Origin of the sequence: Acrocarpospora corrugata, assembly GCF_009687845.1 — a bacterium.
GTDB classification, from domain to species: domain Bacteria; phylum Actinomycetota; class Actinomycetes; order Streptosporangiales; family Streptosporangiaceae; genus Acrocarpospora; species Acrocarpospora corrugata.
In genome coordinates, this window is record NZ_BLAD01000041.1 from 237,649 (window position 1) to 262,022 (window position 24,374).

Below are 24,374 nucleotides of genomic sequence, written 5' to 3' on the forward strand. Positions count from 1 at the left end.
TTGTTCCGGCCGGTTCAGTGGCCGCTCTCGGCCGCCAGCGACTGGTACTCGATGATGTCGTCCGGCGTGATCAGGCCGTCCTGGATCGCGCGGGCCAGCAAGGTCGTCTTGGTGGGGGCGGCCCGGCCGGTGCTGGCGTACTTGATGCGGGCCCGTTCGATGTACTGCTTGACCGTCGCCTCGGTGATGCCCATCCGGGTGGCGACCGACTGCTTGTTCATGCCCTGGAACCAGAGCAGCAGCGCCTCCCGCTCCCGGGCGGACAGCATCGGCCTGGCCGTGCTCGCGTCGGCCACGACCAGCGCGCCCGCCATCGTCGGCGTGACGTAGGGCCGGTCCCGCGCGACCGCCACGATCGTCTCCAGGCAGTGCTCGGAACTCTCCCCCTTGGTGATGAACGTGGCCGCCCCCGCTTTGAGGACATTGAGGACGGTCTCCTCATCCTCGTGCACCGAATACACCACCACCCGGCGGCCCTGCGCGCACAGCTCAGGAATCCGGCCGATCATGAGAACCCCGTTGAGCTCCAGGTCGAGCAGGATCACGTCCGCGTCCGCCCCCGGCCCGTCGAGCACCGCCTCCAGCGTGTCCCCGCTGGCGATGATCTCGACACGTTTCAGCGGATCCGCGGCGACCCACGAGTGCATGCCCTCCAGGACCACCGGGAGGTCCTCCACCACGGCGAGCCTTACGGGGCGGTCCAGCCGCTCTCGATCCACAGCAGTCCTCCTTCGACCTGCGTTGCGACGTGTACGCCGTCGGGCGAGGGCAGAACGAACTCCTCGGCGTCCGACAGCACGCTGATGATCACCTGGGTGGCGGTGGCGACCAATGTTACGCGTGCTTGTTTACGTGCTCGTGCCAGCGCTTCCAAGGGGGCTTCGATCAGCGCCTGCCGTACCTCCAGAGCCAGGGGCGGTACGGTCCCCGCGGTGAGCAGATTGACCACGACGCCGCGCTTCTCGATGTCGAAGACGCACGCGCGCAGCGTGTGCAGCAGCGGGTTCGGCGTGTCGTCCGTCTCGGCGATCAGGCGGCGGAGCCGGGCCGCGCCGACCGCGCACGCGTGCTGGACGTCCGGGTCACTGGGGTCCGCGCCCTCGGCCAGCCGCGTCAGCACCGGGGCCGCCGCCTGCCTGGCCTGCGCGTACCGCCGGAGCCGGTCGGCGTGGACCTGCTCGGCGGCACGCTGCGCGGCCTCCGCCCTGGCCAGGGTGCGGGAGTTGTCGGCGGCCCAGCGGGCGGCCAGATCGAAACCGTGCGCCCCCGCGCTGGCTCCCGCCTGGAGCGCCATGCTGCCGAACAGAATCACCAGGAACTTGCCGATCCACACCCGGTCCAGGGAATCCGCGGCGGCCATTCCGACCAGCATCACGATCGCGTTGGCCAGGAAGAACAGCCCGAGATCGGTCGGCCAGCTCCGCCGCCGCCAGAACAGAATGAGCGCCAGCCAGCCCACCGACCCCCAACCCCAGTTGGCCGGCGCCATGATCGCCTCCGGCCGGCAGGCGACGATCACCGCCGCGTCCGCCAGCAGCGCCAGCGCCCCCGCCGCCCACGGCCCGAACGGCAGCTTCCTGGCCGGATCGAGCAGCACCATCGAAGCCGCCACGCCGATGACGGAGTAGACGATCCAGGCGCCCAGCGCCACCAGGGGCCACCGGTATTCGGACCACCCGATGAGCGTGGACGGCAGGTCGGAGCCGAGATGCCAGGCGGCGACGATGGTCACCGCGGCCCTGGTGCTGGCCAGCGAATACCGCTGCGCGACGAGAAGCTCCGGGTCCGGGTTGGGTTCACTCATGGCGACCAGCGCAGGTCGACCCGGGTGCCCTGGCGGTCCGAGGCGACGGTCGCGGTGCCGCCCACGGCTTCCAGGCGTTCGATGATCGAGATGCGGATGCCGTACCGGTGGTCGGGGACCGAGGAACGGTCGAAACCGGTTCCGTGGTCGACGACCTCGATCTGGACCTGGGCGTCGTCGGTGGTCAAACGCACCTCGGCGGTGTCGGTGCCGGCGTGGCGGTGGACGTTGGCGAGCGCTTCCGCGAGGGCCTCCGCGAAGGCGTCGGCGACGAACCAGGGGACCGCGCAGGGGGAGAGATGTTCCTTCACCTTGAGGCCGGCGCGGGCGGTCACCGTGCGGACCCGCTGGTCCAGGGCGACGAAGGCGGCGCGCGGCTCGGTGGTCTGGGCGATGCGCTCCAGCTCTGACAGCTGGGTCGCCGCCGTTTCGCGGAGCATCGGGGAGGTGACCCGGATGCCTCCCGCGCCGACGATCATGAGCGTGGCCAGGAAGCTGCCGTGCATCCGGCTGTTCTGCACACGTTCGTCGGTCCGGCGCTCCTGCTCGACGGTTGCTCTTTCCTCGAAGTCGCGGAGCTGGGAGAGCAGGACGTCCGAGGCGCGGACCGCCTCCCTGAGCAGGGTGGCCAGCACGGCCGTCGCGCCGATCTGGATGATGTTGATCCCGGCGGCGGTGTAGCCGCCGTCCGACACCCCCGCCGCCTGCGCGCCGACCAGATGCGCCACCGCGACCACCAGCCCGCCCAGTACGGCCGCGAGCGGAGTCCACGCCAGGCTCACCACGACAATCGTCATGGTGACCACCCCGGCGATCCAGCTGGCTCCCCCCGACAGCAGCTCGCTCGGCACCAGCCGATCCTGCAGCAGGCAGAGCACCGTGGTGAGCAGGAGCTCGCCGCTGACCAGCCAGATCGCCAGCCCCCACCGCCAGGCGATCCACGCGAACAACCCCGTCCACACGAAGGTGACCGCGACCGCGGGCAGCAGCCACTCCGGTGTCACCGGCGGCGCCATGCTCAACAGGCCCGCGATCCCCGCCACCAGGCCGGTGACACCGCGCATGCCGGAAGCACACCGCGCGGTCACCCGATTCAGGGCGACCCGCGCCGGGGCTCGGCCCGTGGAACCGACTAACCGAACACCCTGTGCCATCAGAGTCTCACTCGCCGACGTCAGGACAGTTAAGCGCCGTCCGAGTGTAAAGCCTTCCCCAGCCAAACATCAGACCGTATCGCGCTGTTTGGCCGCAATCGCCCTGGGCGAATGTCAGCTGAAAAGCCGTCAGCGCAGATCAGACGGCACCCCTTCTAATAGAGACGACTTCCAATAAAGACGACCGCAACCAGCTTCAGGCACGGTTCGCCGTGGGCGCGGACCCCGCTCCGCTGACCAGCGCACCGATCCCGCCCGCGATAGGAGGCCCGGCATGCACGTAACGGAAAGCGACATCCGCGCGACCATCGCCTCAGCCCGCGTCACCGACCCCAGAATCGCCGCCCAGTTCGACGACAAGGTCGACCGCGGCGACATCAGCGCCCTGACCAACATGATCAGCAGCCTGGTCCGCGTCTTCCTCGGCACCACGAAGAACGTCGACCACGACACGGCCTCCCGCGTCGCCCGCTCCTACCTCCGCTGACGGCTCCCGAGAATCCCCCGGTCAGTCCGCTGACAGGACTACCGGGGGCTCAGGCATGTGATGCCGGGCATGTGATGCCGGGCATGTGATGCCGGGCATGTGATGCCGGGCATGTGATGCCGGGCATGTGATGCCGGGCATGTGATGCCGGGCATCCACCCCGCCCTCGCGAGGGCGGCCTGCGTGGCGCACTCTGGGCTCCCTCCACAGTCGTGCCGTGAGAGGTGCAACGTCGCCGCCACCCTCCTCAGCTGACTCGGGGAATAGCGACGACGGCTCCGCCGCGAATCGGCCGACATATCCGCATATGAGCGGTTGCTGGCCGGGCGGGGGTTAGCGGTAGCCCGTTACGTCGGCGGGGAGGCCGGCGTCCTGAACTTCGACCACGTAGCGCCAGGCGTCGGGCTGGCTGCCGTCCAAGTCGGTGAATCCGTAGGTCTGGGCCAGTTGACCGCTGGAGAGAGAGTGGCCGTTCCAGCGGGAGACGGCGGGGTCGGAGGCGAGGGCGGCGACGGCTCGGCCGACGTAGAACGGGGTTTCTGAGATGGCGAAATGGGGTTGGGCCTTGAGGGCGTCCTGCCAGGTTTCTTCGGTCACGCCGAAGAGCTCCAGCATCAGCTCGGAGCGCAGCCAGCCGGGGGTCAGCGCGATGGCGGTCGCGCCGTGGGGGGCGAGTTCTTTGGACTGGGCGAAAGCCATGCGGAGGACCGACGTTTTCGCCAGGTCGTAGAAGAAGGAGATCCGGTAATTCTCGGAGTTGTACTTGGCGGTGCCGTCGGTTACTTCGATGACCAGGCCACCCGGGTTCTTGATGAGCAGCGCCAGGGCGTGATGGCTGGTGACGATGTGGGTGTCGATGGCCAGCCGCAGGATGTGCAGGCCCTTCTCCAGGGAGTGCTCCCAGAGAGGCTGGTCCCAGCTGAACAGCTGCTCGCCGCCCCAGATGTTGTTGACCAGAATGTCGAGGCGGCCGTGGTCGGCGTCGATGCGCTCGACCAGGGCCCGCACCTGATCGGAATCCAGATGGTCCACCTGCACGGGGATGCCCTGGCCGCCCGTGGCGGTGACGAGGTCGGCGGTGTCCTCAATGCTTTCCGGGCGGTCGATCTCGGAGCGCTGGCTTCTGATGCTGCGCCCAGTCACGTAGACCGTGGCGCCGGCCGCGCCCAGCTCCACGGCGATGCCCCGGCCGGCCCCGCGGGTGGCTCCGGCGACAAGGGCGATCTTTCCGGCGAGTGGCTTGCTCATCGGGCGAGCTCCTTGCTGTAGCGGTGGGTGGGAACACTGACGGGACCGGTGGCGGTCGAGGCGGCGTACTCAAACGGACCTTCGTCGATCCAGCCGTTGCGCTGATAGAACCGTCGCGCCCGGAGATTTCCGGCGACCACGGCCAGCCAGGCGTTCCCCGATGCCGTTTCGCCACATAGACCTGTTCGACCTCGTCGTCCAGCACCATGACGAACCCCGCCACCTCGCCGTTCACGGTCGCGACCGCGGTGTCGCCGACCCGCTGCGCCGCGCGCACACCGAACGACTCCTCGGTCCGCACGGCGACCAGTTCATCCGGAACATGCCCTAAATGCGCATCCCCCCACCCGTCGAACCAGATCTTCGCGACATCCCGCGCATCCTCCTGCTTCGCGGGACGTACGGTCACGTCCTCTTCGTCGCTCAACACGCCAGCCACACTAACCACGAGGTCCGACAGAATCGGCTCTGGTCACCGGCACCGGCGGGCGTGGACACTGATGCGATGGTCAAGACACTGTGCCCCAAGGACTACAGCGAGGCGGTCTACGTGGGCCATTTCTTCCGTACGGGCGTCCCCGTGGTCATGGACCTCACCGGGCTGCCGGACAGCGACGCCAAGCAGTTCGTGGATTTCGCGGCCGGTCTGGTGTTCGGCCGTGGCGGCGACATGGACCGGCTGTCACCCAAGGTGTTCCTGCTCATGCCCCGCGGTATGAGCAACCGCCCTTCGGCCCCATGACTTTCGCATTCCCTGAATTCCCCGAGCCGGCGGCGATCGACGCGGACATCTCCTGGACGGCGGTGTTCGAGAGCTACAACCAACGTCTCGATGACGTGTACTACATCGTGACCACGCGCGAAGGCGTTCGGGAGGTCGCTCGTTTCATCGTGATGGTGGGTCTGCATTGGGCGGGGGACGATTGGCGTGGCCCCGAATTCGTTCGGCGCCTGCGTCAGGACATCCACGAGGTGGCGGCCACCGGCCGTACCAACACGGACTATCGCGGGAAGACGATGAGCTGAGCCGTTTCGCGGAGTGGGGCAGCCGCTCGTTGATCAACTCGAAGTCTGTCCGGAACGGCATCGACGCCGCCGCCCGCTGCCACCAGACACGCGCCGTCACCGTCGGACAGATTTCCAGCTCTTGCCTCCAACCTCGCACCCCTCGCCGGAGTTCTTTAAGACATGGACCGTTACGAGGGGTTCCAGGAGTTCGTACACACCCGCCAGCAAGCACTGATGCGGACCGCGTACCTGCTGACCGGAAACGCCCACCTCGCCGAAGACCTGCTGCAGACGGTCCTGACCAAGGTCGCGACCCGCTGGCCCAAACTGGCCCGGGACGCCAACATCGAGGCGTACGCCCGAAAAGCCCTGGTGAACCAGCACCTGTCCTGGCGCAGGCGAAGACACGTCGAATTACCGACCGGCACCCTGCCAGAACACGGGCGATCCCATGACGAAACGACCGTACGCCGCCTGGCGCTGCGTCAGGCGCTCGCCAAGCTGACCCCGCGTCAGCGGACCGTCCTCGTCCTGCGCTTCTACGAAGACCGTACCGAACACGAGACCTCCCAGTTGATGGGCTGCTCGCTGGGCACGGTCAAGAGCCAGACCCACCACGCGCTGGCCCGCCTCCGGGCACTCGCCCCCGACCTGGCCGAACTACTCGCCGACGTACAGGCGGAGGTGCGCCGATGAACACGCTTCGCGATGAACTACGGGGAATCGCCGACGAGGCCCCCCTGGTCGACCTGGGCGCCCGCGCGCTCAGACGCGCCAAACACCGCCGCGCCACCACCGCGATACTGACCGTCGCGGCCATGGTCGCGATTATCAGCGGCGGAACCGCGACGCTGTTCACCGGCGGCCCGCTCCCCGACCCCATCGTGCTGGTCCCGATCCCCGAAACGGTCGTCCCGCTCCCGGAAAACAACGTCCAGCCACTGGCGGGCGCATATCGCCATCGATGCCTGCCGGATGACCCGACCAGATGCGAGGGCGTGGAATGGCGCGTCTTCACCACCTCCGGTTCGACCTACCGCCTCACCGACGCCGGAACCGCAAGCCCCGTCGCGATCACCCCGGACGGCCGCAGAATCGCCTACTGGAACGCCGAGCAGCAAACCTTCAACCTCCGTGACCTGGCCACCGGCCAAACCTGGCGAGCACCGATCACGGTCCGCAAAGCCGATATGGACGGCGAGAATTTCCTCCGCCCCTCACCCGACGGACTACACCTGATCTACACGAGATTCGGTGGCGGAAACCTTTCGCAATACAGCGTCCTGATCGATATGCAGTCCGGCAAGACCACCAAACTCAACGCCGCCTGGTTCCCCGTGAGCATCGGCACCGGCGGCACCCCCATCACCCTGGTCAGACCCTTCGACGACATCACCAGAATCTGGGTCCTGGGCCACGACCCGATCACCATCGACGACTTCACCTACGAATTCAGCGCCCTCCACGCCAACGGCCACACCCTCGCCTGGATCGACAAGGCCCTCGACCCCAACAGGTCACCCATGGTCCAAGCAACCGGCTCAATCGCCACCGTCGACGCCATCACCGGCATCACCTCCCCACCAGTGCCAATCCAGGGCATCCCCACAACCTCACGCCTCACCAGACTGGGCGCCTGGGCAAGCCCCACCGAGGTAACCGCCTTGACCACCTCAGATTCCCCAACCACCCCCCGCCAATCCACCCTGTACGCGATAGACATCCACACCGGCAAAACAAGAAAACTCCAAACCCTCAACAACACCGAAGCCTCCTCCACCCAACCGGGAGTCATCACCTGACGCCTGCGCGACATCTAACCCGTTTCATTCGGTTTCCTGACAGCGGTTACGCCAGCCATTACGGTGAAATCGCTGTCCCTACGGGGCGTGGAGGTGGGATGGAATCACAACCACCGGAGACCGGGCCCTTGTCGCCGGACTTCACCGGGATAGACCCGGTTCTGATGGGGAGCTCATCGGGGAAGGAGCACAGTCAGGGCGACCCGCAAAGTCATTTCCGCAGATAGACAGCGATGAGAGGCTCGTCCGGCAGACGTGGTCGGGAAGGCCTGGGTGCGTCCGGTCCTCGCTAGATCGGTCACTATGTGTGATGAACGCGGGCGGGTGACGCGCTGGTGATAGGAAGCAGCGCCGGTCACCGGCAGTAGCTGGAGTGCGAAGACAGGCCCTCAGAAGATCACAGGTGGGCGTCGGCTCGGTGTTTCGCCGTGCGTGAAGCAACGAAAACCCAGTAGGAGCGGAGGTTCCTACACACACCGTCCCCAGGGGTTTTCGTTGTCTGCAACGTACTGTCCGCCGGTTGCCCGTGTCGAGTCCGACGTAGCGCCCGAGGTGTGTGCGGGCGGGTTGGGCGAGGTCGTGGAGGTGTTGCGGGAGCGCTCGTCCCAAGTGGCGGCGCTGGGCGGCGTCCAGGCCGACGGCCTGCTGGCGTGCCTGGCCATGATCCCCGACCCGCGGCATCGGCGTGGTGTGCGCTACACGCTGGCCTCGATTGTGGCGTTGTGCCTGGCGGCGGTGTTGTGCGGGGAGAAGACCAGGACCGACATTGTGGCGTGGGTGGCTGCGGCGCCGTGCTGGCTGCTGGCAGCGGCCGGGGTGCCAATGCGCCGCGGAGCGCTGCGTGCCCCGCACGCCGATACCGTGGAACGGCTGCTCCTCAGCGTGGACGGCCAGGCCGCCGATGACGTGCTCGGCGGGTGGTTCGCCCTGCGCGCGGGCCTGGGAATCATCACCGGCCCCGGCCCCGGGCCGCGAGCGGAGACGGAGTCTGAGATGGAGCCGCCGCCGGTGTTGCTGGTAGATGGGCAGCCGGCCGCCGTGGCGGTGGACGGCAAGGCGCTGGCCGGCGCGGTCGACCCGGTCAGCGGTAGGGCGATGTTCCTGCTCGCCGCGGCCACGCACACCGCCACCAGCGTCCTGGTGGCGGTGTGCGTCCCCAAGAGCAATGAAATTCCCAGCTTCGCGCCGCTGCTGGCCGGGCTGGAGCTGACCGGGGTGGTGCTCACCATGGACGGTCTGCACACCCAGCGCGCGCACGCCAATCCCGCCCAGCTCGCCGTGCTGGTGCGCGGCCACTGGTCGATTGAGGCCATGCACTTTGTCCGTGATGTCACATTCCGTGAGGACGCCTCGACCATCGCCACCGGCTCCCGGCCTCGGCTCATGGCCACGCTACGTAACATCAGCATTGGACTCATCCGTCAATCCGGCACCCGGCGCATCGCCGCCACCATTCGCAAGCTCAAGCACGATCCATGCCAGCTCCTGGCCATGCTCGGCCTCGAACCTCACCCGAAATGGGCACCTGACCAGCCATAACGACTTTGCGGTTCACCCTGCGTCATGGCGCATGTCGCCGGTGTATTCGACCTTGACTATGAGCGCCCGTGATTTCCGTGGATCGCCGTCCCATCGGGCGCACAACGGGCACGGAAAGATCGTATGCGCGTGTCTCGGATCGAGGATCTACACAGGGGCTGCTCAAGAACCATCTCAACCCCACCTTTGGAAACCGGCATCTGATCGACATACGCGGAAGCGGACGAACATGGAACGCGGGTCGGCACCGGGCTGTGGCGAGCCTCGTTCGGGAGGTGGATGTGGACCTCTTCCCTGGTTTTCCGTAGCCCACTTCTTGGTTCTGTCGCCGGCTGGGGTGGTGGCCCAGACGTAGGCCGCCCATCCCTTCCGGTAGGGGAAGATCGAGCCTTCCTGGCGAGCCCGGGTTATCCGCCCGCCAATGCGTGGATCTGGTCTCGGCGCGGGTCCCTACCCAGGTGCCTGGTGAGTTGGCGATCCTGAGGACCTTCCGCGTGGTCTACAGCGATGATGACCGACCCAGCGAGGTAACGATCATGGCAAAGACCGCCATGCCAGGCTCCCATGCCGGGCGGAGCCCTAGACCATCTGGGGCGGCCGCGTACGGCGGAGGATCAAACGAAACTTTTAGGTGGAAACTTTCGACGATGAAAATCAGAAGTCCGTAAGATCATTGACAAATAGGTGGGACGAAGCTCACACTTCCGACATTCATCGCGTTAGGGATTGGGTCGGCACCAAACGCGCGGTGGAGGCCCTGTACGACCCGATAAGAGGAGCGACATGCCGTCCTCTCGCCCACGTCCCACCACACGATCGTTAACCACTGCCTTACTCGCAGTGCCCGTCTTGCTCATCGGCACGCCCGGGGTGGCCGTCGCCGCCGAGACCGGAGCCCCGCCCGTCCTCGACGTGGCCACGCTCTCCCCGGTGGACCCCGTCCCGAACTACAACGGCGTGGCGAACAACGCTTACGCCACGTCCAGCGCCACCGGCGTCGGCGGCTGGTTCACCGGCAACGACGTCACGCTGAACCTGTCGGCGACCGACGACGAGGCCGTCGCCCTGTTCCGGGTGACCATCGCGGGGAGCACGGTCAACGTGCCGGCCGTGCAGAACGGAACCCGGGGCACGGCCGCGTACGTGATCAGCGGTGACCGCAACAGCAATGTGAGCTATGTCGCCGTCGACGCGGCCGGCAACGCCTCGGCCGCCCGGACGATCACCGTACGGATCGACACCAAGGTGCCGGTGGCGGCCTGGCCGGGCATCGCCAACGGCAAGGTCGCGCACAGCGCGCTCGCCAGTGCCATCTCACCGACCCGTACCGACCCCACCCCCGGCTCGGGCGGCGCGGCGGTGCGGGACATGTGGATCGACGGCGTCTGGGCCTACCCGATGCCGCTGGACCTGTCCACCCTCTCCGTCGGCGAGCACACCTGGGCCGTCAACATCGGCGACTCCGCCGGCAACGGCGCCAAGTACACGCTGACCTTCGAGATCACCACCTCGATCGCGGACCTGCGCGCCTTGGTTCAGCGGTACGTGACCGCCGGGAAGGTCTCCGCGCCCAACGGTGATCGGCTGCTGGCGCTGCTCACCGAGGCCGCAGGCGGCGCCGCCGAGTCGGCGCTGGTCAAGTTCGGCGCGCTGGCAGCGAAGGTGACGCCCGCAGGCCACCTGCGGGACTCGCTGGTCCAGGACGCCGCCTACCTGGTGGAGGAGCTGCGCGGCGTCGACCACCCCGACGTGGTCACCGGAGTAGCGGTGAGCGCGGGCAAGGGCATGGACCGCTACCCGTTCCGGGCCCCGGGCGAGGCCGTACGGAACAACCGGCCCAAGTTCAAGATCCTGCTGTTCGGGAACCGGCCGGGCGCCTTCCGGCACGAGCACATCCCGCTGACGATGGCGGTGATCCAGGACCTCGGCCGGGCGAACTCCTTCGACGTCGACGTCTGGGACTACCTCAGCCCCGAGGTATCCGTTCCGGGCAACCCGTTCGAGAGCGCCGAGCGCCTGTCCCAGTACGACGCACTGGTCGGCGTCTCCAGCGTCGGCAACGACATGTTCAGCACCGCCCGCCCCTCGACGGACAACCCTGCCGTCACCGTCAACGAGCAGGCCGCGCTGCAGACCTACATCCGCAACGGCGGCGGCTTCGTCGCCATCCACGGCGCCACCGACTCCATGCACAACTGGGACTGGTACAAGAACCTGGTCGGCGGCGAGTTCGACAACCACGGCTCCAACGCCGGGGGCATCCAGAACACCTGCGGCGGCTGCGTCGTCGGCGAACTGGTCACCGAGGACGACACCCACCCGGCCACCCGGCACTTCGCCAAGAAGATGACGATCTCGGACGAGCTCTACAACTGGCGGGGATTCCTTCCCCGCGAGAAGGTGCACGTCCTGCAGACGCTGACCGAGTCCACCTACGCGGGCGGCATCGGCAGCAGCGCGGGCCGGATCGAGGGTCCTGACCACCCGATCTCGTGGTGCGCCAACTACGACGGCGGGCGTTCCTTCACCCAGGCGCTCCTGCACAACTGGCAGAACACCGCCGACCCGATCTTCCAGCTGAACATCTTGGAAGGCATCAAGTGGGCCGCCGGTGCGTCCTCCGGGAACTGCGTCACCCACACCGAGATGCGCGGGCTGGTCGCCGCCGGAGCGGCGGACGGGTCCGTCGGGGCCGGTCTGGCCACCGTGCTGAACGGCGCGATCGACGCCTCGTACAACGCGTACCTGGTCAAGGACTACATCGAGGCCATGGAGCAGGCCAAGGTCGTCCGCCGGGAGGTCAAGGCCAACCTGCCTGGGCCCGACAACACCCCGATCCGGGAGCGCGCCAAGGAACTCGCCGAGTGGATGAAGGTGCTCGCCGACGACGCCGTCATCCTGCGCTTCCTGTCCGAGCCGGTGCCGGCCATCCACCGGCCCGGTGACGACGCGGTCTTCGCGGCGCCCGCCGACGGCCAAAACGTCGCCTACCAGTGGCAGGTCAAGGCGCCGGGCTCGGCCGACTGGGCGGACGTGCCCGGCCAGACCTCGTTCGCGATCGCCGTCACGGCGGTGCCGGAACTGGTCGGCTCCGAGTATCGGGTCCGCGCGTCGGACCCGACCGGCGAGATCGTCTCGCGCTCGGCGGTCCTGCGGGTCAACTGACCCGTCCGTCTCACCGCCGGTGGCCCGAGTACTTCGGGCCACCGGCCTGGCGACCAATCAGGAGAGGATTGATGCGCCGCTCTCTCATCCCGGCCGTGGCCGCGCTCGTCCTGTGCGCCGCGTGCGGCGCCCCGGCCGGTTCTCCGCCGGGGGTCACCTGCGAATCAGGGCCGCGTACGCCCCTGACTGCGCCAGGCGACACCGAGTGGCGCCACCCCGACCGGTCCTTCTACGCCCCGGCCGACCAGGATGTGCCCACCGGCGGCAGCCTGGAGCACCTGCTCGTCCGGGACAACGCCCTGATCGTCCAGTACTCGCCGCAGCTGCCGCAGCCGTCGATCGACGCGCTCCGCGACTGGGCGGCGATGCAGACCGCGACGGTGGTCGTGCCGGGACCCGCTGATCCCGTCATCCGCGCTACGCTCGCCTCGACGGAGCTCACCTGCGACGGGGTGGACATGGCCCAGCTCACGGCGCTGGCCGGCTCCCGGACGCCCGGACAGGTGGCCGAACACGGCAACTCGTAGCAACGGAAGATCGATAACGCTAGGTGAAGATCACAAAGGCCAGGTGTCCCATGCGGGATGACCTGGCCTTTTGGTGTTGGAGCGGACGACGGGAATCGAACCCGCGTAGCCAGTTTGGAAGACTGGGGCTCTACCATTGAGCTACGTCCGCGTGAGCCGGGTTTTCGCCCGGTCGTCGAGGCGTAATCGTACCGGAGATCCGGTACGGGATACGCATCGACAGGCGCAAGAAACCCCCGCTGGGGCCTCTTGGGGTCGGGGTGGCCGGATTTGAACCGACGATCTTCTGGTCCCAAACCAGACGCCCTGCCAAGCTGGGCCACACCCCGTAAGGGCCTCCGAGGTTACTCGGAAAGCTCCTCTGTTGCCCTCGACATAGAGGGACACGCTGATCCTAGCTGATCGGTCTGCTCCGCGCCTCCCGGTTACGTGCTGCCCGCGAGTGCGAGCGAGAGGGCGGGACCCCAAAGGAAGGGAAGTCTGGTTCGGGAGAGTTCGGTTGGGGGGTCTCCCATGGGGGATGGCTGGGTGCCGCGGGGGAGCCCGGTCGCGCGCACGGTACAGGACGGTGGATTTGGCCACCGCGAGCCGGATGGCGTCGGATAGGCCGGGAACCCGGTTCGGACGGGTGACGTGAGTGGCGGTGACGCCGATGCCCAGCGCGCCCGCCTCGTTGCCGCCCCAGGTCCAGACCGTGCCGTCATTTCGCAAGGCCGCGGTTGTGGGGCCGCCTGCGGAAACCTGGGCGATGTCCGTCAAAAGCGAGCGGGACGGGGGAGCGCCGGTCGACCGTGGTGCCGTCGCCCAGTTGGCCGACTAGTTGGACCCCCAGGCCCAGACGGCGGGGCTCGCGATCGCGAAACTGGAATTTTCGCCGGCTGAGATGGAGTGGACGCCGGTGAGGCCGGGGACCTCGGCCGGGACGTACCGGGGAGTATCGCAGCCCATGCCCAGTTGGCCCTTCTGGTTGTGACCCCAGGCCAGGACGGTGCCGTCGGTACGGAGAGCCAGGGCGTGCGCCCCTTGAGCGGACGCGGAGATTTGGGTGATGTCCAATAAAGAAGGGATATTTCGGGGTGTCGCGCGATGGGCGGTGGTGCCGTCGCCGAGTTCCGCGTAGCTGTTGTGGCCCCAGGCCCAGACCGTGCCGTCGGATCCCAGCGCGAGAATGTGCTTGGCTTCGAGCGACACCTGGACGATCCCACTCAGGCCGAGGACCGGCGAGGGGACGCTGACGTAATTGTCCTGGTATCGCGTGTCACCGAAGCGCCGGTTGCCCCAGAGGAAGAGCGTGCCGTCGTGGCGTACCAGAGCGCTGAAGTCGGAACTCGCCACCACCTGGCGGACACCGGACACGTCGACCTGTACCGGTGTGTCCCGGTCGGTTGTCGTCCCGTCGCTGGCTTGGCCGAGATGGTTGAGACCCCAGCAGGAGAGGGCGGTGGCCTGCGAGGCGCGCTTGAGCCCGGCGGAAGTGGAGGTCAGACCCACGATCAGCCCCGCCGACCGTGAGCTCGTTCCATCCTGCGGAACGGTCTCGTTCGACCACGCTGACCAGCCGGAACGCCATCACAATGCCCACCTGTCGCCTCTCGTGAACTCCTTCCACTAAGGGGCGTTCGGCCACGTTCCGTCTTCATTGCAGAGATTGCTGAAAGTTTTCTACGATTCGCGGGGCGTGAACTGGCTCTTCGCGGCGGCGACCGCAGCCACGATCTCGTCCTCGGTGGCGATGCCCGCCGCCCGCACCGCGATCTCCCATACCAAGATGGAATGGGACGAGAACTCGATGACCTCCGGCGAGTTGGCCACCGCCGCAGGGTCGTCGGTCTCGATTCCGGACAGATACCGGCTGAGGCCCATGACCGCGCCATCCCACCCGGGCCCGACATACATCGCCCCGGCCACACTCCCGGCCATCGCGATCGGAACCGTGTGATCGAGTTCGAGCGCCGTGGCTTCGCCCGCCTCGGTCAGCCGCCCCTCGACCAGGCTGGTTTCGTGCCCGTACGTCACCCGGAGCAACTTCGGCGGCTCGCAGCGAAGAATGTCGCCGCCGGCGTTGCCCTCGACCTGGAAGCGCCCGCCGACCCGGAATTCCCCGCTCACCGGCATGAACCACCGCCGCAGCCGGTCAGGATCGGTGAACGCGTTCCACACGTCCTCGATCGCCGCGTCGTAAGTCCGCCGCAGCACCACGGACACGGTCTCGCCGTCACCGCGCACCTCGCGCTCGGTGGCGGCGATCTGCTTCTCGATATCGATCATTCGCTGTCCCTCGGCCAGGCGTCTCCCAGCGGGTGCTCCGGAAGAGCGCGAACGCGTGCACGAGCCCTGTATATCAGCGCATGCTTATATAAGCCAGGCCGGTCAGAATGAAACGTGCATCAATCGTCGGTACGGAAGAGCGCCCAGACCGCCTTGCCCCCGGCGTCCAGAACGTCCCAGCCCCACGCCTGGCTGTAAGTCTCGACGATGTACAGCCCGCGCCCGTTCTCGGAGATGAAATCCGGTTCCTTCGGGGTGGGAAGCTCGTCGCTGGGGTCGGCCACGGCCAGCAGCACGTGCGGCGCGAGCCGTACCAGCATCAGGGTTATCGGGCGGTCCGTCATTCGGTCGACCGGATACAGGGCGTAACGGACGGCGTTCGTTACCAGCTCCGAAACCACTAAAGTTGCGTCGTCGCTCAGTTCCGAAAGTCCCCAGTCGCTGAGTGTCGAACGGGTAACATCTCGTGCGGTCTTCACCGAGTCGGCCTGGGGCTGGAGCGGGCAGGTCGTGGCGTGCGTGTCGGGGGCGGCTCGCAGCAGCTGCTCAAACCCTACGTCGCGGGCGGATATGGGATTCTCCAACATCCTGTCCCGCACCTCCCGCTCTGCCAGTTTTGCGAACTAGTGCACCATTGGCCCAATATGCACTAAGCCATCATGGGTCAACCCGGTATGCCCCTGCAAGACCCAAATGCACGTGCAACTGCCACGTGCAGTTGCCCCGATCGTTGCTTCAATGTGAAATGGACACGGGGTTCAGACCTTGTCTTCGTGCCCGGAAGTGGTGACACTGTGTGGGCTGGAGGTGTGGTTTCACCCTCCCCAGCGCTTCAAACCAAGTTGAGAGGGAGGCGCCGTGACACAGACCCAGCCGGGACATGGCCCCACGGCCCTCCGCATCCTCCTGGGAACCCAGCTTCGCAAACTCCGCGAGGACAAGGGGATCTCACGGCACGACGCCGGACATCTGATCCGGGGCTCCGAATCCAAGATCAGCCGGATGGAACTCGGCCGGGTCAGCTTCCGCGAACGCGACGTGGCCGACCTGCTGACCATGTACGGCGTGGCCGAGGACGACGCCCGGGGCGCCATCCTGGAACTTGTGGAGCGGGCCAACGAGCCCGGCTGGTGGCACCGCTTCACCGACCTGCTGCCCTCGTGGTTCCAGGCGTACGTCGGGCTTGAGGAAGCGGCGGAACGCATTCGCACCTACGAGGTCCAGTTCGTGCCGGGCCTGCTGCAGACCAAGGAATACGCGCGCGCCGTGATCACCGCGGGGGCGGTCGGCGCGGCGCCGGAGGAGATCGCCCGCCGGGTCGACCTCCGTCTGGAGCGCCAGCGCGTCCTCGAAGGGCCTCGCCGGCCGATGTTCTGGGCCGTGATCGACGAGGCGGCGCTGAGCCGCCCGATCGGCGGCACCGAGGTGATGCGCGGCCAGCTGCAGCATCTGATCGAGCTTATGGACCAGCCGAATGTCACGCTCCAAGTGATGCCGTTCAACTTCGGCGGTCACGCGGCGGAGGGCGGCGCGTTCAGCATCTTGCGCTTCCCCGACGCGGAACTGCCCGACATCATCTACGTCGAACAGCTCGGCAGCGCCCTCTACCTGGACAAACGCGACGAGGTTGATCGATACAGCGAGGTCATGGAGCGTCTCTGCGCGGTCAGCACCACGCCGGGGGAGACCGTGGAGATTCTCAGAAAGATCTCACGCGCGCTCTGACCACGTCGCTTGCCGGTGCCGCTCTGCCCTAGACTGCAGTGTGGCGCTGGACACCCGCCACAGTGGAGCATGCCCATTCGCCTATATGCGTGGGCGCGGCACGCGTGACGTGCCTCAGTGACTGTGCATCACAGTGACTGTGCATTGAGTGCCCGCGATCACCAGATGCTTGATCAAGGAGACCACCCCGTGAAGACCGCTGTCGAGGAGCTCAGCCCGACCCGGGTGAAGCTCACCGTCGAGGTGCCGTTCGAAGAGCTGGAGCCGAGCCTGCAGGCGGCCTACAAGAAGGTCGCGCAGCAGGTGCGCGTCCCCGGATTCCGCCCCGGCAAGGTTCCGGCCCGGATCATCGAGCAGCGCTTCGGCCGCGCGGTGGTTCTTGAGGAGACCTTGAACGACGCGCTCCCCAAACTGTATGGCCAGGCCGTCGACGAGATCGACCTCTTTCCGGTGAGCCAGCCGGAGATCGAGGTCACCAGGATCGATGACGGCGCCCAGGTCGAGTTCACCGCCGAGGTGGACATCCGCCCCGCCTTCGACGTGCCGGACTACACCGGGGCCGAGATCGTCGTGGACCCGGCCGAGGTGTCGGACGCCGACATCGACACCCAGCTGGAGGGCCTGCGCCAGCGCTTCGCCACGCTGACCGGCGTGGACCGCCCGGCCGGCCGCGGCGACTACGTCGTGATGGACCTGCGGGCCGAGATCGACGGCAAGAACCTGGAAGAGCAGCAGGCCGCCGACGTGTCGTACGAGGTGGGCGCCGGTTCGGTGCTGCAGGGTCTCGACGACGCGCTGGAGGGCCTCGGCGCGGGCGAGGAGCGGACCTTCGCCACCACCCTGGTCGGCGGTGAGAACGCCGGCGAGGAGGCCGACGTGATCATCAACGTGAAGTCGGTCAAGGAGAAGGTGCTGCCCGAGCTCGACGACGAGTTCGCCCAGCTGGCCAGCGAGTTCGACACGCTGGACGAGCTGCGCGGCAGCGTCCGCGAGCAGACCCGCCGCAACAAGCTCATCGACCAGGTCGTGCAGGCCCGGGAGAAGGCGGTCGAGGCGCTGCTGGACAGCATCGACATCCCGCTGCCGGCGAGCGCCCTCAAGGCCGAGCTGGACGCGCGCAAGCACAACCTGGACCACCAGATCCAGGAGAGCGGCCTGAGCCGGGAGGCCTACTTCCGCCTCTACCAGACGACCGAGGAGGAGCGTCACGCCGAGTTCGAGGAGAGCTCCGCGCACGCCCTCAAGTCGGGCTTCGTGCTCGACAAGATCGTCAAGGCTGAGGACATCGGCGTCAGCGAGCAGGAGCTGACCAACTTCGTGGTCCGCCGCGCCCAGCAGCTCGGCGTCGCCCCGAACACGCTGGCCCAGCACCTGGCCGACAACGACCAGCTGACCCTGGCCATGATGGAGATCGTCCGGGAGAAGGCCAAATCGGTCGTCGGCGACGCCGCCAAGGTGACCGACACCGAAGGCAACGAGGTGGACCTCAAGGCCATCTACGCCGAACTCAACCCCGAGCAGGACGGTGCGCCCGAAACGGCTCCCGCTTCCTAGCGATTCCGCAGCGGCCCCCGGCGATGCCGGGGGCCGTTTTGCGTTCGCGTGTACGGCTTTCGCGGCGGAAAGCCGTACAAACCCGGCGGGTGCGGCCATGCGCCGTCAGCGAACAGCTGCGTGAGCGGGCATGAGCTGTCTGCGGCGCGCGTTAAGGTCACAATCAAAGCCCATCGATAACGACGCATCGGAAGGTGACGCTGTGACCAGCCCGCCGACCTTCTTCCAGCCCACCAGCTTCGGGCCCGAGTCGCACGCGCAGCCCAACGGCTCGTTCCGGCTTGAGGACCAGCTCTACCAGCGGCTCCTGCGCGAGCGCATCGTGGTGCTCGGCACCTCGGTCAACGACGAGGTCGCCAACCGCCTCTGCGCCGAGCTCCTGCTGCTCGCGGCGGATGACTCGGAGCGTGACATCTGGCTCTACATCAACTCCCCCGGCGGTTCCATCACCGCCGGCATGGCCATTTACGACATGATGGAGTACGTGCCGAACAACGTGTGCACGGTCGCGATGGGCCTGGCCGCCTCGATGGGCCAGTTCCTGCTCTGCGCCGGCGCTCGCGGCAAACGATACGCGCTGCCCAACGCCCGGATCATGATGCACCAGCCCTCGGGCGGCATCGGGGGCACGGCGGCGGACATCGCCATCCAGGCCGAGCAGATGCTCTACGTCAAGAAGACGCTGGCCGAGCAGATCGCCTTCCACACCGGGCAGCCGGTCGACCAGATCGAGCGGGACTCCGACCGGGACCGCTGGTTCACGGCCGAGGAGGCCAAGGACTACGGCTTCATCGACCACGTCGTCCGCAGCGCACGGCAGGTGCCCTCTGAGGGCGCCGTCTCATGACTGGAGTTCCGAAGTGAGTGAGCTGATCCGGCCGGGAGACATCAACGGCCGTTACATCATCCCGTCGTTCGTGGAGCGCACGACGTACGGGGTGAAGGAGATGAACCCCTACAACAAGCTGTTCGAGGATCGCATCATCTTCCTCGGCGTGCAGATCGACGATGCCTCGGCCAACGACGTGATGGCCCAGCTGCTGACGCTGGAGTCGCTCGACCCGGACCGGGACATCAGCATCTACATCAACTCGCCCGGTGGTTCGTTCACCGCCATGACGGCGATCTACGACACCATGCAGTTCGTCCGGCCCGAGATCCAGACCGTCTGCCTCGGCCAGGCCGCCTCCGCGGCGGCCGTGCTGCTGGCCGGCGGCACGGCGGGCAAGCGGTTCGCGCTGCCGAACGCCCGGGTCCTGATCCACCAGCCCTCCACCGAGGGCGGCGGCCAGGGATCGGACATCGAGATCCAGGCGCGCGAGATCCTGCGGATGCGCTCTCTTCTCGAAGAAATCGTGGCAAAGCACACGGGCAAATCCTCGGACGAGATCCGTCGCGACATCGAGCGCGACAAGATTCTCAGCGCGGACGAGGCGAAGGCGTACGGGCTGGTGGATGACATCATCCCGTCCCGCAAGCGTCGCGCCGCGGCCGTGGCTTCCTAAGAGGTCTGACCGCACCGGAACGGTGCCCAATTGGGCACGTTCCGGTGCGACTCGCCGCTAGGGGGCTCACTGAGGGCCCAGAAGACGGTAACGTCGAAACCTGAGCGGGATGACGTTTTCGCACCGGAGTGACTGGCGCGGAATGAACGGACCGCGGTAGCAGGGCGGTCCCACGCAAAGGAGTATCTGGGGTGGCACGCATCGGCGACGGGGGAGACCTGCTCAAGTGCTCGTTCTGTGGCAAGAGCCAGAAGCAGGTCAAAAAGCTCATCGCCGGACCTGGCGTCTACATCTGCGATGAGTGCATCGACCTCTGCAACGAGATCATCGAGGAGGAGCTCTCCGAGTCCTCCGAACTGAAGTGGGACAATCTCCCCAAGCCGCGGGAGATCTACGAGTTCCTCGACGCCTACGTCATCGGTCAGGACCAGGCGAAGAAGGCCCTCTCGGTGGCGGTCTACAACCACTACAAGCGAGTGCAGTCCGGTGAGCGCGGGCGTGACGACGGCCTGGAACTGGCCAAGTCCAACATCCTGCTGCTCGGCCCCACCGGCTCGGGCAAGACCCTGCTCGCCCAGACGCTGGCCAAGATGCTGAACGTGCCGTTCGCCATCGCCGACGCCACCGCGCTCACCGAAGCCGGATATGTCGGCGAGGACGTCGAGAACATCCTGCTGAAGCTGATCCAGGCCGCGGACTACGACGTCAAGAAGGCCGAGACCGGCATCATCTACATCGACGAGGTCGACAAGATCGCCCGCAAGAGCGAGAACCCGTCGATCACGCGTGACGTCTCGGGTGAGGGCGTCCAGCAGGCCCTGCTGAAGATCCTGGAGGGGACCACCGCGAGCGTGCCCCCGCAGGGCGGCCGCAAGCACCCGCACCAGGAGTTCATCCAGATCGACACCACCAACGTGCTGTTCATCTGCGGTGGCGCCTTCGCCGGCCTCGAAAAGATCATCGAGTCCCGGGTGGGCCGGAAGGGGATCGGCTTCAACGCCATCATCCGGTCCAAGGAGGAGGTCGACTCCTCCGACATCTTCGGCGACGTCATGCCGGAGGACCTGCTCAAGTTCGGCATGATCCCCGAGTTCGTCGGCCGGCTGCCCGTGATCACGAGCGTGCACAACCTGGACAGGGAAGCGCTCATCCAGATCCTGACCGAGCCGCGCAACGCGCTGGTGAAGCAGTATCGGCGGCTGTTCGAGCTGGACAACGTCGAGCTGGAGTTCACCGACGACGCCCTGGAGGCCATCGCCGACCAGGCGATCCTGCGCGGCACCGGCGCCCGCGGCCTGCGCGCGATCCTGGAAGAGGTGCTCCTCTCGGTTATGTACGAGGTGCCCTCCCGGCAGGACGTGGCCCGCGTGGTGATCACCAGGGAAGCCGTCCTGGAGCACGTGAACCCCACGCTCATCCCGCGTGACCAGCTGAAGCAGCAGCGCACCCCGCGGGAGAAGTCGGCCTGATCCGGCTTTGACGGGTATGGCCGCCGATATTGGCGGCGGCTGTACCCCTGGGTGCTCTTACAATTAGGCAGCGTGACGACGCCTGAGCTTCCTACCCAGTACGCACCTGCCGACGTCGAGACCCCCAGCTACGAGCGGTGGGTCGCGGCCGGATATTTCGGCGCGGATCCTGGCAGCGGGCGTGAGCCGTACAGCATCGTGCTGCCTCCGCCGAACGTGACCGGGTCGCTGCATGTCGGGCATGCCCTTGACCATTCGGTTCAGGATGCGCTGTCCCGCCGCGCCCGGATGCGCGGTTTCGAGACCCTCTGGCTGCCCGGCATGGACCATGCCGGGATCGCCACCCAGAACGTGGTGGAACGCGAACTCGCCAAGGAGGGCCTGTCCCGGCACGACCTCGGCCGTGAGGCGTTCGTCGAGCGCGTCTGGCAGTGGAAAGAGGAGTCCGGCGGGCGCATCCTCGGCCAGATGACCAAGCTCGGCGACGGCGTCGACTGGTCCCGCGAGCGTTTCACCATGGACGAGCGGCTCTCCCGCTCCGTCCAGACGATCTTCAAGCGGCTGTTCGACGACGGGCTCATCTACCGCGCCAACCGCATCATCAACTGGTGCCCCCGCTGCCTGACCGCGCTGTCCGACATCGAGGTCGAGCACAGCGAGGACGACGGCGAGCTCGTCTCGATCCGGTATGGGGAGGGCGACACCGAGATCGTCGTCGCCACCACCCGGGCCGAGACGATGCTGGGCGACACCGCGATCGCGGTCCACCCGTCGGACGAGCGCTACACGCACCTGGTCGGGCGCACGGTCGAGCTGCCGCTGACCGGGCGCATGATCCCGGTCGTCGCCGACGACCATGTCGACCCCGCGTTCGGGACCGGCGCGGTCAAGGTCACCCCCGCGCACGACCCGAACGACTTCGAGATCAGCCGCCGCCACGACCTGCCGGCCATGACGATCATGGACGAGCGCGGCGTGATCACCGCGCCCGGCCCGTTCCAGGGTCTCGACCGCTTCGAGGCGCGCCCCGCCGTGGTCGCCGCGCTCCGCGCCGACGGCCGGATCGTCGCCGAGAAGCGGCCGTATGTGCACGCGGTCGGGCACTGCTCGCGCTGCAAGACCGTGGTCGAGCCGCGGCTGTCGCTGCAGTGGTTCGTCAACGTCTCCCCGCTGGCCAAGGCCGCAGGCGACGCGGTCCGCGACGGCCGGACCCGCATCCACCCGCCGGAGCTGGCCAAGCGCTACTTCGACTGGGTGGACGACATGCACGACTGGTGCATTTCCCGCCAGCTCTGGTGGGGTCACCGCATCCCGGTCTGGTATGGGCCGAACGACGAGGTCGTCTGCGTCGGCCCCGACGACACACCCCCGGACGGCTACGTCCAGGACCCGGACGTTCTGGACACCTGGTTCTCCTCCGGCCTCTGGCCGTTCTCGACTCTGGGCTGGCCGGAGCAGACCGAGGAGCTCAAGCGCTTCTACCCGACGACCGTCCTGGTCACCGGCTACGACATCCTCTTCTTCTGGGTCGCCAGAATGATGATGTTCGGGCTGTACGCGATGGACGGCCAGCCGCCGTTTCGTACGGTGGCCCTGCACGGCATGGTCCGCGACCAGTTCGGCAAGAAGATGTCCAAGTCGTTCGGGAACGTCGTCGACCCGCTGGACTGGATCGAGCGTTTCGGCGCGGACGCGACCCGTTTCACGCTGCTGCGCGGCGCCAACCCCGGCTCCGACGTCGCGATCAGCGAGGACTGGGCGGCGGGCTCCCGGAACTTCTGCAACAAGATCTGGAACGCCACCCGGTTCGCCCTGATGAACGGCGCGGTCTCCACCGGCCTGCCGGACGAGCTCACCGCCGCCGACCGCTGGATCCTGTCCCGCCTCCAGTCCGTTGTCGACCTGGTGGACACGGCCTTCGAGGACTTCGAATTCGCCAAGATCTCCGACGCGCTGTACCACTTCGCGTGGGACGAGGTCTGTGACTGGTACCTGGAGCTCGCCAAGATCCAGATCAACGCCGGCGGCCCGGTCGCGGAGAACACCAAACGGGTGCTCGGCCACGTCCTGGACGCCCTGCTCCGCTTGCTGCACCCGCTGGTCCCCTTCGTCACCGAGGAGCTCTGGCGGGCGCTCACCGGCAAGGAGTCCCTGGTCGTCGCCCCCTGGCCGACCGCCGACCGGTCACTCTCCGACCGCCCGGCGGAAGCCGAGATCGACGCACTCCAGGACCTCATCACCGAAGTCCGCCGCTTCCGCTCCGACCAGGGCCTCAAGCCCGGCCAGCGCGTCGCGGCCAACCTCTCCCTGGCCGGTACGGCTCTGGCCGCGCACGAGACCGCCATCCGCGCCCTGCTCCGCCTGGACGCGGCGACGGAGTCGTTCAACGCGACCGCGAAGCTGTCCGTCGGCGGCGTCACTGTGGAGATCGACACGGCCGGCGCCATCGACGTGGCCGCCGAGCGCAAGCGCCTGGAGAAGGACCTCGCGGTGGCCCGCAAGGAGCAGGCTCAGGTGACGGGCAAGCTCGGCAACGAGCAGTTCATGGCCAAGGCGCCCGAGGACGTGGTGACCAAGGTCCGGGCCCGCGCGGCCCAGGCCGAGGAGGACATCGTCCGTCTGGAAGCCCAGCTCGCGTCTCTCCCGGCCTGAAGCCGGCCGGTCGGCCCCGGAGCGGACTTCGCTCCGGGGCCGACCGTTTTGGCTGGTGGGAGGGTGTCCGCACTGGGGGACTTGTCCTCTGCTGTCCGCGATGTTTAGAGGTTCGTGGACAGGGAATGGATCTCAGGTTACCGAAGTTGCTCGCAGCACCCCTGAGAGGGTGCTAATGTTCTTGTACGCGGTAAGCACGGCGCGCCGAGAACCCCAACAGGATCTCGGCGGCAGGCTCACCGCCCCCCTCTCCCTCAGCCGGGATTCCGGACGCTTCGCCGTGATCGGTGTCGCTTCGGGTTCGGTGCGGTGGGAGGGTGCTCTGGAGACAGAGCGTTTGACAGTTTCGCAAGTGGTTCAAGATGGCGCCAAATTTAAATGATTTGACGTAGATCGGATAGCTTGCAAAGATAGAGGCACCCCCGGAACTACAAGGTCTAGATCTTGTTGGGCCAGGTGTTCGTGTG

At 67.2% G+C, this 24,374-nt stretch carries 22 protein-coding genes, 2 tRNA genes and 1 pseudogene; 15 read left to right on the forward strand and 10 right to left on the reverse strand.

The genetic code is table 11. From position 1 onward, the window contains the following. Positions 1-14: 14 nt before the first annotated feature. The 3 genes from Acor_RS09605 to Acor_RS09615 are packed head-to-tail and all read right to left on the reverse strand — an operon-like array spanning position 15 to position 2,868. Positions 15-719: a response regulator gene (locus Acor_RS09605; protein WP_246238531.1), complete on the reverse strand. Its 705-nt coding sequence runs from the start codon at positions 717-719 to the stop codon at positions 15-17. After that, positions 689-1,804 carry a hypothetical protein gene (locus Acor_RS09610; RefSeq protein WP_155336212.1) on the reverse strand — a complete coding sequence of 372 codons (1,116 nt, stop codon included), beginning with the start codon at positions 1,802-1,804 and terminating at the stop codon, positions 689-691. The genes Acor_RS09605 and Acor_RS09610 overlap by 31 nt, the downstream gene beginning before the upstream one ends. Beyond that, positions 1,801-2,868, reverse strand: a complete 1,068-nt coding sequence (locus tag Acor_RS09615) for a sensor histidine kinase (protein ID WP_155336213.1) — start codon at positions 2,866-2,868, stop codon at positions 1,801-1,803. The genes Acor_RS09610 and Acor_RS09615 overlap by 4 nt, the downstream gene beginning before the upstream one ends. A gap of 364 nt (positions 2,869-3,232) precedes the next feature. On the opposite strand from Acor_RS09615, the gene Acor_RS09620 reads away from it, so the two are divergent. After that, positions 3,233-3,445, forward strand: a complete 213-nt coding sequence (locus Acor_RS09620; RefSeq protein ID WP_155336214.1) for a hypothetical protein — start codon at positions 3,233-3,235, stop codon at positions 3,443-3,445. Between the two features lie 333 nt (positions 3,446-3,778). Here the strand turns inward: Acor_RS09620 and Acor_RS09625 are convergent, their stop codons facing one another. Continuing rightward, on the reverse strand, positions 3,779-4,693 hold the full coding sequence (locus tag Acor_RS09625) for an SDR family oxidoreductase (protein WP_155336215.1): 915 nt from the start codon (positions 4,691-4,693) through the stop codon (positions 3,779-3,781). Positions 4,694-4,853: 160 nt separating this feature from the next. Here Acor_RS09625 and Acor_RS09630 point away from each other — a divergent pair, with 160 nt between their 5' ends. From Acor_RS09630 to Acor_RS09670, 8 genes are all read left to right on the forward strand, one after another. After that, on the forward strand, positions 4,854-5,024 hold the full coding sequence (locus Acor_RS09630; RefSeq protein ID WP_155336216.1) for a hypothetical protein: 171 nt from the start codon (positions 4,854-4,856) through the stop codon (positions 5,022-5,024). A gap of 174 nt (positions 5,025-5,198) precedes the next feature. Next, positions 5,199-5,435 (forward strand): cell division protein SepF, encoded by a 237-nt coding sequence (locus tag Acor_RS42095; RefSeq protein ID WP_170316858.1) that lies wholly within the window; start codon positions 5,199-5,201, stop codon positions 5,433-5,435. Then, positions 5,432-5,719, forward strand: a complete 288-nt coding sequence (locus tag Acor_RS09640) for a hypothetical protein (RefSeq protein ID WP_155336218.1) — start codon at positions 5,432-5,434, stop codon at positions 5,717-5,719. Before Acor_RS42095 ends, Acor_RS09640 begins: the two co-directional genes overlap by 4 nt. Positions 5,720-5,881: 162 nt before the next feature. Next, positions 5,882-6,397, forward strand: coding sequence for a SigE family RNA polymerase sigma factor (locus Acor_RS09645; protein WP_155336219.1), 516 nt, complete (start codon positions 5,882-5,884; stop codon positions 6,395-6,397). Beyond that, positions 6,394-7,503, forward strand: coding sequence for a TolB-like translocation protein (locus Acor_RS09650; RefSeq protein ID WP_155336220.1), 1,110 nt, complete (start codon positions 6,394-6,396; stop codon positions 7,501-7,503). The genes Acor_RS09645 and Acor_RS09650 overlap by 4 nt, the downstream gene beginning before the upstream one ends. Before the next feature lie 567 nt (positions 7,504-8,070). Beyond that, entirely contained in the window at positions 8,071-9,042 is a 972-nt protein-coding gene (locus Acor_RS09655) for a transposase family protein (protein WP_218034199.1), read from the forward strand. 840 nt (positions 9,043-9,882) lie between these two features. Continuing rightward, complete coding sequence (locus Acor_RS09665) at positions 9,883-12,207, forward strand: ThuA domain-containing protein (protein WP_170316859.1); 2,325 nt, start codon at positions 9,883-9,885, stop codon at positions 12,205-12,207. A gap of 71 nt (positions 12,208-12,278) precedes the next feature. Further along, positions 12,279-12,734 carry a hypothetical protein gene (locus Acor_RS09670; protein ID WP_155336222.1) on the forward strand — a complete coding sequence of 152 codons (456 nt, stop codon included), beginning with the start codon at positions 12,279-12,281 and terminating at the stop codon, positions 12,732-12,734. Positions 12,735-12,811: 77 nt separating this feature from the next. On the opposite strand, the gene Acor_RS09675 is transcribed toward Acor_RS09670, so the two are convergent. The 6 genes and pseudogenes from Acor_RS09675 to Acor_RS09700 form a co-directional block, all read right to left on the reverse strand. After that, positions 12,812-12,885, reverse strand: a tRNA-Gly gene (locus Acor_RS09675). 104 nt (positions 12,886-12,989) lie between these two features. Then, positions 12,990-13,063: transfer RNA gene (locus tag Acor_RS09680), tRNA-Pro, on the reverse strand. Between the two features lie 280 nt (positions 13,064-13,343). After that, positions 13,344-13,493: pseudogene (locus Acor_RS46185) on the reverse strand (hypothetical protein); the annotation flags it as partial. 57 nt (positions 13,494-13,550) lie between these two features. Then, positions 13,551-14,225 carry an RCC1 domain-containing protein gene (locus tag Acor_RS09690; protein ID WP_155336223.1) on the reverse strand — a complete coding sequence of 225 codons (675 nt, stop codon included), beginning with the start codon at positions 14,223-14,225 and terminating at the stop codon, positions 13,551-13,553. 171 nt (positions 14,226-14,396) lie between these two features. After that, positions 14,397-15,002, reverse strand: a complete 606-nt coding sequence (locus Acor_RS09695) for an SRPBCC family protein (RefSeq protein WP_155336224.1) — start codon at positions 15,000-15,002, stop codon at positions 14,397-14,399. A gap of 119 nt (positions 15,003-15,121) precedes the next feature. Continuing rightward, entirely contained in the window at positions 15,122-15,589 is a 468-nt protein-coding gene (locus Acor_RS09700; protein ID WP_155336225.1) for an ATP-binding protein, read from the reverse strand. Positions 15,590-15,860: 271 nt separating this feature from the next. On the opposite strand from Acor_RS09700, the gene Acor_RS09705 reads away from it, so the two are divergent. The 6 genes from Acor_RS09705 to Acor_RS09730 all read left to right on the forward strand — a co-directional run bounded on the left by Acor_RS09705 (position 15,861) and on the right by Acor_RS09730 (position 23,907). Next, positions 15,861-16,727: a helix-turn-helix domain-containing protein gene (locus tag Acor_RS09705; RefSeq protein ID WP_155336226.1), complete on the forward strand. Its 867-nt coding sequence runs from the start codon at positions 15,861-15,863 to the stop codon at positions 16,725-16,727. A gap of 189 nt (positions 16,728-16,916) precedes the next feature. Continuing rightward, on the forward strand, positions 16,917-18,281 hold the full coding sequence (tig, locus tag Acor_RS09710; RefSeq protein ID WP_155336227.1) for a trigger factor: 1,365 nt from the start codon (positions 16,917-16,919) through the stop codon (positions 18,279-18,281). Positions 18,282-18,483: 202 nt separating this feature from the next. Then, positions 18,484-19,128 (forward strand): ClpP family protease, encoded by a 645-nt coding sequence (locus Acor_RS09715; protein WP_155336228.1) that lies wholly within the window; start codon positions 18,484-18,486, stop codon positions 19,126-19,128. Between the two features lie 13 nt (positions 19,129-19,141). After that, positions 19,142-19,786: an ATP-dependent Clp protease proteolytic subunit gene (locus Acor_RS09720; RefSeq protein ID WP_155336229.1), complete on the forward strand. Its 645-nt coding sequence runs from the start codon at positions 19,142-19,144 to the stop codon at positions 19,784-19,786. A 191-nt stretch (positions 19,787-19,977) separates the two neighbouring features. After that, complete coding sequence (gene clpX / locus Acor_RS09725) at positions 19,978-21,255, forward strand: ATP-dependent Clp protease ATP-binding subunit ClpX (RefSeq protein ID WP_155336230.1); 1,278 nt, start codon at positions 19,978-19,980, stop codon at positions 21,253-21,255. 72 nt (positions 21,256-21,327) lie between these two features. After that, entirely contained in the window at positions 21,328-23,907 is a 2,580-nt protein-coding gene (locus Acor_RS09730) for a valine--tRNA ligase (RefSeq protein ID WP_246238532.1), read from the forward strand. Positions 23,908-24,374: the final 467 nt, after the last annotated feature.